Here is a 13099-nt window from a genome sequence, read left to right as displayed (position 1 = left end):
GTCAGACCATAGGAATCACGGGGAGGGCGCGTCAACGAGGCCTCGCGGCATGATGGGGCCGTGCAGACGCCCACAGAGCAGCAGCCACGCCCGCCCCTGCGGCGCATGCCCGTGCAGCGGCGCAGCGCCGACCGCCTCGCCCGCATCCTCGACGCCTGTGCCGAAGTTCTGGACGAGACCGGCTACGAGGACCTCAGTACCCGGGCCGTCGCCGCCCGCGCGGGCGTGCCGATCGGCTCCGTCTACCGCTTCTTCAGCAACAAGCGCGACATGGCCGACGCACTCGCGCACCGCAACCTCGACGTCTACATCGCGCGCGTGGCGGACGGGCTGGACGCCGCGCAGCCCGTCGGCTGGCGGCGCGCGATGGATGTCGTGCTGGACGTCTATATCGACATGAAACGGGATATGCCGGGCTTCGCGCTGCTCGACTTCAGCGTGCCCGCACCCGGCGGCCGGCGGGGCGGCGGCGCCAACCACCTGGTCGCCGAGCGGCTCTGCGGGCTGCTCGCGGAGCCGCTCGGCCGCGCCGCCGACGCGGATCTGCAGCGCACGTTCCTGGTCGGGGTCGAGGCGGCAGACGCGCTGCTCCAACTGGCGTTCCGCACCGTGCCGTCCGGCGATCCGCTGATCATCGCCGAGACCAAGGAGCTGCTGCGCGCCTACCTCGCGCGCATCCTCGACTGACGGGTCGGACGAGCGCTCGGCCGGCTGGCCGGAAGGGCCTCGACCGGCATCCCCACTGACAGGATGCGTACCGGTCGGTATGGTCGGGGGCAATGCCGCGCGCCACCGCCGCCGCCGTCCCACCGGGAGGGACCATGCCCCGCACTGCTGCCGCCGCCGACCGCACGACTCGTACCGCCCTGCGTATCTGCCCGCTCTGCGAGGCCACCTGCGGCCTCACCCTGACGATCGACGGTGCGGACCGGGTCACCGGCGCCCGCGGTGACCGGGACGACGTTTTCAGCGCGGGGTTCATCTGTCCCAAGGGCGCCGCGTTCGGCGAGCTCGACGGCGACCCCGACCGGCTCACCCGGCCCCTCGTACGCCGCGGCGGGCAGCTCGAGGAGGCGAGCTGGGCGGAGGCGTTCGACGCGGTGGCCGCCGGGCTGCGGCCGCTGATCGAGGAGCACGGTTCCGACGCGGTGGCCGTCGTCCTGGGCAACCCGAACGTGCACACCATGGCCGGGGCGCTCTACCCGCCGCTGCTGCTCGGCGCCCTGCGCACCCGCAACATCTACTCAGCCAGCACGGTCGACCAGATGCCCAAGCACGTCTCCAGCGGCCTGCTGTTCGGAGACGCCTTCGCCATCCCCGTACCGGACCTCGACCGCACCGACCACCTGCTGCTCATCGGCGCCAACCCACTCGAGTCCAACGGCAGCCTGTGCACCGCTCCCGACTTCCCCGGGCGGCTCAAGGCGCTGCGCCGCCGCGGCGGCACGCTCACCGTCATCGACCCGCGCCGCACCCGTACGGCCAGGCTCGCCGACCGGCACGTGGCCGTACGCCCCGGCACGGACGCCCTGCTGCTCGCCGCCCTCGTGCAGGTCCTCTTCGCCGAGGACCTGGTGGACCTCGGCGGGCTCGACGGCCATGTGGAGGGGGTGGCCGACGTGCGCGCCCAGACCGCCGACTTCACGCCCGAGGCCGTGGCCGAGGCGTGCGACGTGCCGGCGGAGGAGATCCGTACGATCGCCCGCGAGCTGGCGGCCGCTCCGACGGCCGCGGTCTACGGCCGGGTCGGCAGCTCGACCGTCGAGTTCGGCACGCTCGCCAACTGGCTGGTCGACGTGCTCAACACGCTCACCGGCAACCTCGACCGGCCCGGTGGGGCGATGTTCCCGCTCGCCGCCACCGCCCGGGCGCCCCGCTCTGCCGCGCCCGGCAAGGGTTTCGCGCTCGGCCGCTGGCGCAGCCGGGTCAGTGGCCACCCGGAGGCCAAGGGCGAGTTCCCGGTGGCCGCGCTCGCCGAGGAGATCGACACGCCGGGCGATGGACGGGTGCGGGCCGTGATCGCACTCGCGGCCAACCCGGTCCTCTCCGCACCCGACGGCGACCGGCTCGACCGGGCCCTGGAGGGCGTCGACTTCATGGTCAGCGTCGACCCGTACCTCAACGAGACCTCGCGCCACGCGCACGTGGTGCTGCCCCCGCCCCGACCCTCGCAGGTGCCGCACCACGACTTCGCGTTCAACGGTTTCGCCATCCGTAACCAGGCCCGCTTCACGCGCGAGGTCGTGCCGCTGCCGGAGGACCGGCCCGACGAGTGCGAGATCCTCGCCCGGCTCGTGCTGTGCGTGAACGGCATGCACGGCGTCGCGGGGCCGGCCGACGTCGATGCGATGGCGATCGACATGACACTCGCGAAGGCGGTGGCCGATCCGCACTCGCCCGTGCACGGCCGCAGCGCGCAGGAGCTGGCCGGACAGCTCACCGGCCGCACCGGCGCCGAGCGGCGGCTCGACCTCATGCTGCGCCTCGGGCCGTACGGGGACGGGTTCGGCGCCGACCGCGAAGGGCTGAGCCTGGAGAAGCTGCTCGCCCACCCGCACGGCATCGACCTCGGCCCCCTGGCATCACGGATCCCGCAGATCCTCAAGACCCCCAGCGGCAAGGTCGAACTGTGCCCCGCGCCCATCGCGGACGACATGCCCAGGCTGCGCGGCGCGCTGGACGGGCGTCCCGAGGAGCTCGTGCTCGTCGGCCGCCGCCATCTGCGGTCCAACAACAGCTGGATGCACAACGTGCCCGCCCTCAGGGGCGGCAGCAACCGCTGCACCCTCCAGGTGCACCCGGAGGACGCGGCCCGGCTGGGGGTCGTGGACGGCGGGAAGGCCCGGGTGAAGGGGGACGGCGGGGAGCTGCTGGTGCCGGTGGAGGTGACCGATGCCGTACGGGCCGGGGTCGTCAGCCTGCCGCACGGCTGGGGCCACGACCGGCCGGGGACCCGCCTTTCGGTCGCGTCGGAGGACGCTGGGGCGAACGTGAACCAGTTGCTCGACGGAACCCGTCTCGACCCTCTGTCCGGCACGGCGGTCCTCAACGGCTTCCCGGTGCAGGTGGCCCCCGCGGGATAGCGCTCGCACCGAGCGCTACCCCGCGCCTGCGGCCCAGGCCCGGCGCGGAGCGCCGGGTCCGGACGGCGGGCGGCTCGTGTCGGAGGGCATAGGTACGATGCCGGGCGATGCGACTGGTGAGGCGGTGGCGGGGTTGCCGGCCGCCGGCGGGGAGGGCTGCCGCGTGATGGCGGAACGGGACGGTGGGCGTCACGGCGCACCGCTGCTCGCGGATCTCATGCCCTGGTCCGTCGCGCCACTGCGGATCGGGCGGACCTGGCCGCTCGCGCCGGACGCCGCCTCGCTCAGAGCCCGTTGGGACGCCCTGGTGCGGGCGGAAGGCGCGGCCGCGCGTGAGGCGCTGTTCCAGCCCTCCCGCGCCCGTAGGCCGCACATCGCCGTGCCCCAACTTCCCGGCCACGCCTCCCCCACCGCCCCGCTCACCGCGGAGAGCGGCGGCGGCCCCTGCCCGGAACCGGTGCGGGTCCTGCACGGCCCGTTCGACCGGCAGTGGCTGATCCCCGATCAGCGGCTGATCGACGCGGCGCGGCCGGAGCTGTGGCGGGTCGCGGACCCGTACCAGATCTTCGCCGTCGAGCAGGGACACGTGTCTCAGGACACGATTCCCGGTCCTGGTCCCGGTCCTGGTCCCGGTCCCGCGCTGGTGTTCTCCGCGCTGCTGCCCGACGGCCGGTCACCCGCCGGACGTCCCGGCCGGATCCGCCCGTTGTACCGGCGACCCGGCGGCCGCGAGCCCAACCTGGCCCCGGGGCTGCTCCCCCACCTCGCCGACCGGCTCGGCCTCCCCGTCGCCGCTGAGGACGTCCTCGCCTGGGTGGCCGCCACCGCCGGGCACCGCCCTGAAGGCGTCGCCGTGCCGCTGACCGCCTCCCCCGACGCGTGGCGGACCGGCATCGCCCTCGGCCGCCGGATGCTGTGGCTGCACACGCACGGCGCGCGCTGCGCCGCCTCGCCGGACGACCGTCCCAAACTCCCCGGCGGCCGGCGTCCGTACGTCCGGGCGGCCATCCCGGCCGACCTCCGCGCCCTCACCGGACAGCTGCACTACGACCCGGAGGAGGAGACCCTCCACCTCGCCGCGGGCCGCATCTCCCCTGTGCCCGCGGCGGCTTGGGACTTCCACACCGGCGGGGTGCGGGTCGTCGACCGCTGGTTCGAGCGGCGTACGGCCCCGGCCACGCCCGGGACGCTGGACGCCGTACGAACCGCCACCTGGCCCCAGGAGTGGACCTCGGAGCTGCTGGAACTGATCACGGTGCTCGCGCTGCTGGCCGAACTGGGGCCGGAGCGGCAGGAGTTGTCTGCGCGCGCGGCGGAGGGACCGTGCCTGACGGCGTACGACCTGCGCCGCGCCGGCGTACTCCCCGCACCGGCCGCGGCCCGCCGCCCCGCGTCCGTACTGGACCACCACGAAGAGGGCCCCAACGGCCAGTTCGCCCTGCTCTGACAGTCACCGTCCGATCCGGGGCCCACCGCCTGCCCTTGAGGACCGAAGGTGACCGCAACCCTCCTTAGCTTCGGTCGTGAACAGGCATTCACCGGACTTGATGACTTGATGGAGGAGCCCCCATGACGTATCTCGTGACTGGTGCGACCGGAAACGTCGGTCGGCAGGTGGTCGAACAGCTGCGCCGGGACGGCCACTCGGTGCGGGCCCTGACGCGCGATCCGGCCTCGGCACGGCTGCCGGAGGACGTGGAGGTCGTGCGGGGAGACCTCACCCGCCCGGAGACCCTCACCGACGCCCTGGACGGGGTGAGCGGCGTGCACCTGATCGGCTTCTCCGGTGACGACTACGCTCCGCTGGAGACCGCGGCCGAGGTGGTGGAGAGGGTCGCGCGGGCGGGCGTCCGGCGGGCCACGGTCCTCAAGGGCGTCCAGGGTGAGCCCGTGGAGGAGGCCCTGCAGGCGACCGACCTGGAGTGGACCTTCGTACAACCGGTGGAGTTCATGTCCAATGCGCTGGACTGGGCCGGGGCCATCCGCAGCGGAGGCGAGGTGCGCGAGCCGTTCCCGGAGGCGCTGAGCGCCATGGTGCACGAGGGCGACATCGGCGCCGTGATCGCGGCCGCGCTGACTCAGGACGGTCACCACGGCCGGACGTACCTGCTCACCGGCCCCGAGGCGCTGACCAAACCGGACAAGGTGCGGATCCTCGGTGAGGCGATCGGCCGCGACTTGCGGTACGTGGAACTCACCGAGCAGCAGGCGCGCGAGAGGTGGGCCGCCGAAGGGTACGCGCCGGAGACCATCGACTTCTTCGTCTGGGTGCACGGCGACCCGCCTGAGGAGGGCTACACCGTGGTGCCGACGGTGGAGAAGGTGCTGGGCCGGCCGGCCCGGACGTTCGCGGAGTGGGCGGCCGAACACGCGGCGGACTTCCGCTGAGCCGACGCAGCCGAACAGCCGGAACAGCCGGCGAAGCCGACGCCGCGAGGGGCCCCTGCCCCGGACCGGTCCCGGGCAGGGGCCTCTCGCATGCGTACGGCCGCTGAGCGGAGGTCAGGCCGGAAGCCAACCCGGCCACCACGGGGGGACGCGTTCTCCCCATGCCCCCTTCCACGCGGGCCCGTTGAGCACGGTTCGGTCGTCCACCGCTGGACCCTAGTCCCGCTCGCTCTCGTACTCGAAGGCGTCCAGCACCCGCCCCAGCATGCGCTCGAAGGCCGCGTCCATGTCGAGGGGTCCCGGGTCCCGCGCGAACGCCGCGGCCACCCGCGGATACTCGCCGCCGCTCAGCACCCGCGCCAAGTAGGCGTGTCGGGCGGCCTGTTCCTCGCCGGGCCGATAGGGGGACGTCCGGTCCCGCTCGGCCATCGACAGCTCGCTGGCCACGTACTGCGTGGTGACGCCGTTGATCATCGCCACCAGCTCCAACTTCGTGCCCGCGTCCGTGTCCAGGCCTTCCAGCGCGGTCAGGCAGTACTCCAGGTACCGCAGCACGTTGGGCGTGATCCCGTAGACCGGTGACATCAGCCGGGGCAGCCACGGGTGGCGGTGCATGATCGCGCGTGTCTGGCGGGCGAGTGCGAGCATTGCGGCGCGCCAGTCGCCGGGCGGCCGCTCGGGCAGCTCGTACTCCCCGCTCACCGCGTCGACCATCAGCTCGTAGAGGTCCTCCTTGCGCGGCACGTAGTTGTAGAGCGACATCGTCCCGCAGCCGACCTCGGCCGCCACGCGCCGCATGGACACCGCGTCGATGCCCTCCGCGTCGGCGATCCGCACCGCGGCCGCGGCGACTTCCGCGCGGCTGTGCGCGGGGCGGGGGCCGCGGCCCGTGCGTTCCGGGCGCGCCCAGATCACCTCGGGTCCGGCCGAGCGGCCGCTGGCTGCCATTGATCATCACCTCGCCTTCCATCCTAGTTACGTACAGCGTACGGAGTGCGGTAGCCTCGGACTCGCAACTACGTACGCTGTACCTAGTGAAGGGGGATGCCCGATGCCCACGCCTGCCGTCCTCACGGAAGGGCTGCACAAACGCTTCGGCCCGGTCCACGCCCTGCGCGGCCTCGACTTGGACGTGCCCGAGGGCACGGTCTGCGGTCTGCTCGGGCCGAACGGTGCGGGCAAGACCACCGCCGTACGGATCCTGGCCACCCTCACCGCCCCCGACTCCGGCACGGCGCGCGTCGCAGGCCATGACGTCGCACGGAACCCCGCTGCCGTCCGCCGCAGCATCGGCGTCACCGGTCAGTACGCGTCCGTGGACGCCGACTTGACCGGGGCCGAGAACCTCCGGCTGTTCGCGCGGCTGAACGGGATGCGGAGCGCGGCCGCACGCTCGCGGACCTCCGAGCTCCTCGGCCGGTTCGGCCTCGAGGAGGCCGCGGACCGCCCGGTCCGCACCTACTCCGGGGGCATGCGCCGCCGCCTCGACCTCGCCGCGAGCCTGCTCACCCGCCCCGCCGTGCTCTTCCTCGACGAGCCCACCACCGGACTCGACCCGCAGAGCCGCGGCCGGATCTGGGACACGGTCAGGGAGCTCGCCCGCGCGGGCACGACCGTGCTCCTGACCACGCAGTACCTGGAGGAGGCCGACCAACTGGCCGACCGGATCGTGCTGGTGGACCACGGCACGACCAGCGTCCGCGGCACCCCGGCCGAGCTGAAGGCGCGGATCGGCTCGTACGCGGAGGTGGTCGTCGCCGGGGAGGCTGCCGGGGAAGCGGCGGAGGCGGGTGTCCTCGCGGCCGCCGCCGTACTGGACCGGCTCACCGGATCCGTGCCCGTCCTCGACCACGAGCGCCGGACGGTCGCCGCGGTCACCACCGACCCCGCGCTCACGCTCCCCCGCCTCGTGCGCGAACTCGACGCCGAGGGCGTGCCGGTCGTGGACGCGAGCCTGCGCCCGCCGAGCCTCGACGAGGTGTTCCTGCGCCTGACCGGCGCCCAGCCGCAGCAGTCCCGGCAGTCCCCGCGGACCGAGGGAACCGAGGAGATCGCCGCATGACCACGATCGCGCATGTCACGTACGACGGGTGGGCGATGCTCGTCCGCCATCTGCAGCGGCTGCGGCGCGCGCCCGGCCTGTTCGTGCTGACCCAGACCATGCCGGTCACCATGCTGCTCTTCTTCGGCTACGTCTTCGGCAGCGCGGTGTCGCTGCCCGGCGGCGCCGACTACCGGGCGTATCTCGTCCCCGGCCTGTTCGTCGCCACAGCGGCGAACGGCATCATGACCGGCATGATCCAGGCCGCGCAGGACGCCCAGCGCGGCGTGATGGACCGCTTCCGTACGCTGCCCATGAGCCGCTCGGCCGTGCCCGCGGGCCAGGCCGCGTCGGAAGTACTGCTGGCCGCGACCGGCCTGGTGCCGCTGGCGCTCGTCGGCTACGCGGTGGGCTGGCGCGTCGAGGGCGGACTCGGCCCGGCGCTCGGCGCGTTCGGGCTCCTGCTCCTCTTCCGCTGCGCGACCGCCTGGATCGGGATCTACCTCGGACTGCTCTTGCGGAACGAGGAGGCGGCGGGCCAGCTCGGCAGCGCGACCTTCATGCTGTCACTGATCTCCAGCGCGTACATCCCGACCGCCGGGATGACCGACTGGCTGCGCACGGTCGCCGAGTGGAACCCGCTCAGCGCGGTCGTCGCCGCCTGCCGCGAGTTGTTCGGCAACGCGGTCGCGGGTGTGGACGACGCGCCGGGCGCGGCCTGGCCGGTGACGCACCCGGTGGCCGCCTCCCTCGGCTGGTCGCTTCTGCTGCTCGCGGTCTTCGTACCGCTCGCCGTACGGCGGTACGCGCGCAGTTGATCTCCTCTGGCGGGTCGGGGGGCCGAGGAGGTAGGACGGTGGACCATGAGCACCGATCCGCCGCCGCAGCCCCTCCCCCGCCCCCTGCCTCCGCCCATGCCCCTGCCTCTCGACGGGATCACCGTGGTCGCCGTCGAGCAGGCCGTCTCCGCGCCCTTCGCCACCCGGCAGCTCGCCGACCTGGGAGCCCGGGTGGTCAAGGTGGAGCGGCCGGAGGGCGGTGACTTCGCGCGGGCCTACGACACCTCGGTGCACGGTCTCGCCTCGCACTTCGTGTGGGCGAATCGCGGCAAGGAGTCGATCGCGCTCGACCTCAAGGACGAGCGCGGCCGGGAGATCCTCGAACAGCTCGTCGCCGGCGCCGATGTCTTCGTACAGAACCTCGCTCAGGGGGCGGCGGCCCGGCTCGGCCTGGACGCAGCCGCGCTGTGCGCCCGCCACCCGCGGCTGGTCGCCGTCGACGTCTCCGGCTACGGCCCCGAAGGCCCGTACGCGCACAAGCGGGCGTACGACATGCTGGTGCAGTGCGAGGCCGGGCTCGTCTCGGTGACCGGCACCCCGGAGCAGCCGGTCAAGGCGGGCGTCCCCGCCGCCGACATCGCCGCCGCGATGTACGCCTTCTCCGGGGTGCTCGCGGCGCTGCTGCGACGCGGGATCACGGGCCGCGGCGGCCCGGTCGAGGTCTCGATGTTCGACGCGCTCGCCGAGTGGATGGGGCATCCGCTGTACTTCGGGATGTACGGGGGCGAGCCCCCGGCACGTACGGCGCTCGCCCACGCCGTCATCGCACCGTACGACGCCTATCCGACCGCCGACGGGCCGCTGGTGCTGCTGTCGGTGCAGAACGACCGGGAGTGGCGGCGGCTCGCGGAGCAGGTGCTGGAGCGGCCGGAGCTGGGCCGGGACCCGGATTTCGCCACCAACGTGGCGCGCACCGGGAATCGCGCGAAGACGGACGCGGCCGTCGCTGAGGCGCTGGCCGGGCTGACGGCGGACGAGGCGATCGGGCGGCTGGAGCGGGCGGGGATCGCGTGTGCGCGGCTCAACGGGGTCGCCGAGCTGGCCGCGCACCCGCAGCTCTCGGCCCGGGACCGGTGGCGGGAGGTCACGTCACCGGCCGGACCGCTGCGTACGCTGCTGCCGCCCATCACCCTGCCCGGGAGCGAGGCGTCGATGGGCGGGGTGCCCGGGCTCGGCGAGCACACCGACGCGCTGCTGCGCGCCCTGGGGATGACGGACGCGCAGATCACCGCGTTGCGCCGGGACGGTGTGGTCGCCTGAGCCGAAGGCGTCGGCCGGAAGACGCCAGCCGGGCGGGCCGGACGAGCCCGGGCCGGACCGGACGGGCAGACGGCCGGACGGGCGGACGGCCGGGGCGGACGGGCTCGGCGCTCGGCCGGAACCGGAAGGCGTCAGCCGCGGTTGCCGAACAGCGAGCGGCGCAGCCGGCGCAGCGGCGCGAAGAGGGAGACCCGCGCGCCCTTGCTCGACCGGGACCGCTGCGCATCGTGCGAAGCGATCTCGCGCATCAGCAGCGTGGCCTCCTCCGCCTCGCGCTGCGGCACGGCAGGGCCTGCCAGCACGGCGAGATGGCGGTCGAGGCGCGTACTGGACGCGCTGCTCCCGCAGTTGACGGCAGGCACGCGAGCCCTGCTGTGCGTTGCTATCTGTTCCATGAGTCTCCCCACCCATACGAGGGCACCCGGCCCGGGCAGGTTAACCCTACCGCCCCGCCGAGTCACCCGCGCATCCACGGCGCACGGATTCACCTTCCCGGCAAGGGGGTTGACGCCTGGGAAACGAACCGGGTTGCGCCGTACACGAGTTGCCCGCACGCCCTGACCCCCGGCGGAACTCCCATGAAGACCACTCGCGGGCAGGCCTGGTTCGTGCCCTCGACCCGGCTGTGGATTGGTGTCCAGGGGGGCGGCAGGGACGCTCGGTTGAGGTACTTTTCTTACGAATCGCCTGATGCAGTGGACGCCGGCACCTCGAAGACGGTGGAGCAGCGGTCGAGATGCGCCGCCCGCACCCCGCCGAGTCGGGCCGGGTGTCGTTCTCGGTGACATGCGAGGAGGCCCCGGGGGACGGGGCCTCCTCCTACGCAGCGGCCGCTGCGGCCCTGCGGCAGGACCGCGAGGTCGGGCCACCGCAGTCAGGACGCCGCAGTCAGGACGCCGCAGTCAGGACGCTGAGCCAGGACTGAGCCGGGACGCTGAGTCAGGCCGCTGACGCGAAGACGGGGAGGTAACCGCCGGACTGTCCGGCGGCCTTCGGGTGGTAGGAGTTCTCGACCGGCCAGGTGACGCTGTGGATCCACGAGTCGTTCGAGCAGATTTCGTGGCCGGCGAAGGTGGTGGTGACGTCGCCGAAGGTGAAGCCGTGGTCGGCGGCGCGCTTGGCGATCGTGGTGTTGAGGTCGTCGGAGGCGGCGTTCAGGGCGGCCCGCTCTCTCTCGCTCAGCCCGGCGATGCAGCTGCCGTTGAGCTTGTAGAGGCGGGGGTAGCCGAGGACGACGACGTGGGCGGCGGGGGCTTTGCTCGCGATGGCCGAGTAGACCTCGTCGAGCTTGCCGGGCAGGGTCGTGGCGACGTAGGCGCGCGCCTGCTCGACGCGCTGCAGGCACGTGCTCTCGGAGTGGAACACGCAAGTGGTCATGACGTCGGCGAAGCCGGCGTCGTTGCCGCCGATGCTGATGCTGACCAGGCTTGTCGCGGAGTTGAGGGGACTGAGCTGGCCTGCGACGACGTCACCCGTACGGGCGCCCGAGCAGGCGGTGAAGCTGAATGACGCGGGTGCGTGGGCGGCTGCCCAGAGTGCGGGGTAGGACTTGGTGCTGCGCTTGCAGGCACCGCTCCCGCTGTCGTAACTCCCGGCTCCCACGCCGGAGGAGTACGAGTCGCCGAGGGCTACGTAGTTGGGTGCGGCGGCCAGTTCTGCCGAGTGTGCGGCGCCCGTCCCGGTGAAGGCGAGCGCCGCGGTGAGGAGGGTTGCGGACATCACTGCCGCAAATCGGGACAGTTTCATGGAACCTCCCTTAGCAGGATCTCTGCCATATCTGTCGTAGCAGCGCACATACGACACGGGAAGTGTTCATGCCAAACATTGCCCCTTCCATCCATAAGTGTGATTGCCGCACCATGACGCGCATATGACATCACGTCAGAACTCTTGTTCCCCGCACGTCACCCGGTGGACTCTCGTTCGCAGGGCGCGAGCGGACACCACCGCTCCGGCCCCGCGTACGAACCCTGTGCGCCCCCCCACATGCGCGCAGCACCACCGCGCGCCACCGATGAGGAGGACTCCCTCGCGATGGCAGTGATGCGTACCACCAGGAGCAGGATCACCACGGCGGTCACGGCTGCGACCGCCGCCGCGCTGCTCGGCGCGGTCACCGCGCTCCCCGCCGACGCCGCCCCCGCCGAAGGCACGGTCGTCGGCGCCGGGGCTCCCGACGCGGTCAAGGGCAGCTACATCGTCACCCTGGAGCAGGGCCGCGGCCTCACGTCCGCGTCCACGGAGGGCAAGGAGCTCATAGCCGGGTACGGCGGCACCGTGCAGCGCACCTACCGGGCCGCGCTCAACGGCTACGCGGCGAAGCTCGACGCGGCCGAGGCGCGGCGGCTCGCCGCCGACCCGGCGGTCGACGAGGTCTACCAGGACAGGAGAGTGAGCGTCGAGGCGACCCAGACCAACCCGCCGTCCTGGGGCCTCGACCGGATCGACCAGGCGCAACTGCCGCTCGACCAGAAGTACACGTACCCCGACAGCGCGGGCAGCGGCACGACCGTCTACATCATCGACACCGGCGTCCGCATCAGCCACTCGGACTTCGGGGGCCGGGCGGCCGACGGCTACGACGCGGTGGACGGCGACAACACCGCCCAGGACGGCCACGGGCACGGGACGCACGTCGCCTCCACGGCGGCGGGCACCGCCCACGGCGTGGCCAAGAACGCGAAGATCGTGGCGGTCCGGGTGCTGAACGACCAGGGCTCCGGCACCACCGCGGGCGTCGTCGCGGGCATCGACTGGGTGACGCAGAACCACAGCGGCCCTTCGGTGGCGAACATGTCGCTCGGCGGCGGCGCGGACGCGGTCCTGGACGCGGCCGTGCAGCGCTCCATTGCCGGCGGTGTCACCTACGCGGTGGCGGCGGGCAATTCGAACGCCGACGCCGGGGGCTTCTCCCCGGCCCGGGTGCCCGAGGCGATCACGGTCGGCTCGACCACGAACACCGACGCCCGGTCCAGCTTCTCCAACTACGGCTCGCGGCTGGACCTCTTCGCGCCCGGCTCCGGCATCACGGGGGCATGGAACACCTCGGACACCGCGACCAACACCATCTCGGGTACGTCGATGGCGACTCCGCACGTCACGGGTGCGGCGGCGGTGTATCTCGCGGGGCACGCCGACGCCACTCCGGCGCAGACCGCGCAGGCGCTGACGGACGGCGCGACCTCCGGGGCCGTGGGCAGCCCCGGCACCGGGTCGCCGAACAAGCTGCTGAAGATCGTGGAGTGAGACCTTCTTCTGCACCAGCGGCCACATCCCGTAGCACCCCCGTAGCGACCCCGTAGAACCGGTCGGCGTCGCACCCGCCAAGGCGGTCAAGCCCCGCCGCGGACCTGAAGCCGAGGCTTGGATTCAAGGGATCGTCGCAACACGTGATCACTGACGTGTGGTGGTGAGCAGTTTAGACAGGCGCTCGGCTGGGGTTTCCCAGCCGAGCGTCTTGCGTGGGCGGCCGTTGAGTTCGGTAGCGA

General features: G+C 72.9%; 12 protein-coding genes. 9 read left to right on the top strand and 3 right to left on the bottom strand.

Features of this window, described 5'->3' with window-relative positions; translation table 11 throughout:
- The first annotated feature begins 105 nt into the window (after positions 1-105).
- The 4 genes from ACTWQC_RS34030 (at position 106) to ACTWQC_RS34015 (ending at position 5471) form a co-directional block, all read left to right on the top strand.
- A complete protein-coding gene (locus tag ACTWQC_RS34030) occupies positions 106-687 on the top strand; it encodes a TetR/AcrR family transcriptional regulator (protein ID WP_443319745.1) in 582 nt (193 codons plus the stop codon).
- A 134-nt stretch (positions 688-821) separates the two neighbouring features.
- Positions 822-3083, top strand: a complete 2262-nt coding sequence (locus tag ACTWQC_RS34025) for a molybdopterin oxidoreductase family protein (RefSeq protein WP_443319723.1) — start codon at positions 822-824, stop codon at positions 3081-3083.
- 166 nt (positions 3084-3249) lie between these two features.
- On the top strand, positions 3250-4530 hold the full coding sequence (locus ACTWQC_RS34020) for a type ISP restriction/modification enzyme (protein WP_443319722.1): 1281 nt from the start codon (positions 3250-3252) through the stop codon (positions 4528-4530).
- 122 nt (positions 4531-4652) lie between these two features.
- A complete protein-coding gene (locus tag ACTWQC_RS34015; RefSeq protein WP_443319721.1) occupies positions 4653-5471 on the top strand; it encodes an NAD(P)H-binding protein in 819 nt (272 codons plus the stop codon).
- 216 nt (positions 5472-5687) lie between these two features.
- Here ACTWQC_RS34015 and ACTWQC_RS34010 read toward each other — a convergent pair whose 3' ends face one another.
- Positions 5688-6419: a TetR/AcrR family transcriptional regulator gene (locus ACTWQC_RS34010; RefSeq protein ID WP_443319720.1), complete on the bottom strand. Its 732-nt coding sequence runs from the start codon at positions 6417-6419 to the stop codon at positions 5688-5690.
- 103 nt (positions 6420-6522) lie between these two features.
- On the opposite strand from ACTWQC_RS34010, the gene ACTWQC_RS34005 reads away from it, so the two are divergent.
- The 3 genes from ACTWQC_RS34005 to ACTWQC_RS33995 all read left to right on the top strand — a co-directional run bounded on the left by ACTWQC_RS34005 (position 6523) and on the right by ACTWQC_RS33995 (position 9611).
- Entirely contained in the window at positions 6523-7533 is a 1011-nt protein-coding gene (locus ACTWQC_RS34005; protein WP_443319719.1) for an ATP-binding cassette domain-containing protein, read from the top strand.
- Positions 7530-8330, top strand: coding sequence for an ABC transporter permease (locus ACTWQC_RS34000; protein WP_443319718.1), 801 nt, complete (start codon positions 7530-7532; stop codon positions 8328-8330). The genes ACTWQC_RS34005 and ACTWQC_RS34000 overlap by 4 nt, the downstream gene beginning before the upstream one ends.
- 96 nt (positions 8331-8426) lie before the next feature.
- A complete protein-coding gene (locus tag ACTWQC_RS33995; protein ID WP_443319717.1) occupies positions 8427-9611 on the top strand; it encodes a CaiB/BaiF CoA transferase family protein in 1185 nt (394 codons plus the stop codon).
- Positions 9612-9742: 131 nt separating this feature from the next.
- On the opposite strand, the gene ACTWQC_RS33990 is transcribed toward ACTWQC_RS33995, so the two are convergent.
- Complete coding sequence (locus ACTWQC_RS33990) at positions 9743-10006, bottom strand: hypothetical protein (protein WP_443319716.1); 264 nt, start codon at positions 10004-10006, stop codon at positions 9743-9745.
- A gap of 341 nt (positions 10007-10347) precedes the next feature.
- On the opposite strand from ACTWQC_RS33990, the gene ACTWQC_RS33985 reads away from it, so the two are divergent.
- Positions 10348-10536 carry a hypothetical protein gene (locus ACTWQC_RS33985; protein ID WP_443319715.1) on the top strand — a complete coding sequence of 63 codons (189 nt, stop codon included), beginning with the start codon at positions 10348-10350 and terminating at the stop codon, positions 10534-10536.
- 14 nt (positions 10537-10550) lie between these two features.
- Here the strand turns inward: ACTWQC_RS33985 and ACTWQC_RS33980 are convergent, their stop codons facing one another.
- Positions 10551-11357, bottom strand: coding sequence for an SGNH/GDSL hydrolase family protein (locus tag ACTWQC_RS33980; RefSeq protein ID WP_443319714.1), 807 nt, complete (start codon positions 11355-11357; stop codon positions 10551-10553).
- Positions 11358-11645: 288 nt separating this feature from the next.
- Here ACTWQC_RS33980 and ACTWQC_RS33975 point away from each other — a divergent pair, with 288 nt between their 5' ends.
- The gene (locus ACTWQC_RS33975; protein ID WP_443319713.1) at positions 11646-12857 is read left to right on the top strand and encodes a S8 family peptidase; all 1212 of its coding nucleotides are present in this window, start codon (positions 11646-11648) and stop codon (positions 12855-12857) included.
- Positions 12858-13099: the final 242 nt, after the last annotated feature.

The sequence above is a fragment of the Streptomyces sp. 8N616 genome (assembly GCF_052246385.1).
GTDB lineage: Bacteria > Actinomycetota > Actinomycetes > Streptomycetales > Streptomycetaceae > Streptomyces.
This window is presented reverse-complemented; position numbering and strand designations above follow the sequence as displayed.

Bases quoted from the DNA above. Each gene is read 5' to 3' on its own strand.
- ACTWQC_RS34010 (WP_443319720.1), bottom strand. From the start codon at position 6,419: ATGGCAGCCAGCGGCCGCTCGGCCGGACCCGAGGTGATCTGGGCGCGC.
- ACTWQC_RS33985 (WP_443319715.1), top strand. From the start codon at position 10,348: ATGCGCCGCCCGCACCCCGCCGAGTCGGGCCGGGTGTCGTTCTCGGTG.
- ACTWQC_RS33980 (WP_443319714.1), bottom strand. From the start codon at position 11,357: ATGAAACTGTCCCGATTTGCGGCAGTGATGTCCGCAACCCTCCTCACC.
- ACTWQC_RS34000 (WP_443319718.1), top strand. From the start codon at position 7,530: ATGACCACGATCGCGCATGTCACGTACGACGGGTGGGCGATGCTCGTC.
- ACTWQC_RS34030 (WP_443319745.1), top strand. From the start codon at position 106: ATGCCCGTGCAGCGGCGCAGCGCCGACCGCCTCGCCCGCATCCTCGAC.
- ACTWQC_RS34025 (WP_443319723.1), top strand. From the start codon at position 822: ATGCCCCGCACTGCTGCCGCCGCCGACCGCACGACTCGTACCGCCCTG.
- ACTWQC_RS33995 (WP_443319717.1), top strand. From the start codon at position 8,427: ATGCCCCTGCCTCTCGACGGGATCACCGTGGTCGCCGTCGAGCAGGCC.
- ACTWQC_RS34005 (WP_443319719.1), top strand. From the start codon at position 6,523: ATGCCCACGCCTGCCGTCCTCACGGAAGGGCTGCACAAACGCTTCGGC.
- ACTWQC_RS33975 (WP_443319713.1), top strand. From the start codon at position 11,646: ATGGCAGTGATGCGTACCACCAGGAGCAGGATCACCACGGCGGTCACG.
- ACTWQC_RS34020 (WP_443319722.1), top strand. From the start codon at position 3,250: ATGGCGGAACGGGACGGTGGGCGTCACGGCGCACCGCTGCTCGCGGAT.
- ACTWQC_RS33990 (WP_443319716.1), bottom strand. From the start codon at position 10,006: ATGGAACAGATAGCAACGCACAGCAGGGCTCGCGTGCCTGCCGTCAAC.
- ACTWQC_RS34015 (WP_443319721.1), top strand. From the start codon at position 4,653: ATGACGTATCTCGTGACTGGTGCGACCGGAAACGTCGGTCGGCAGGTG.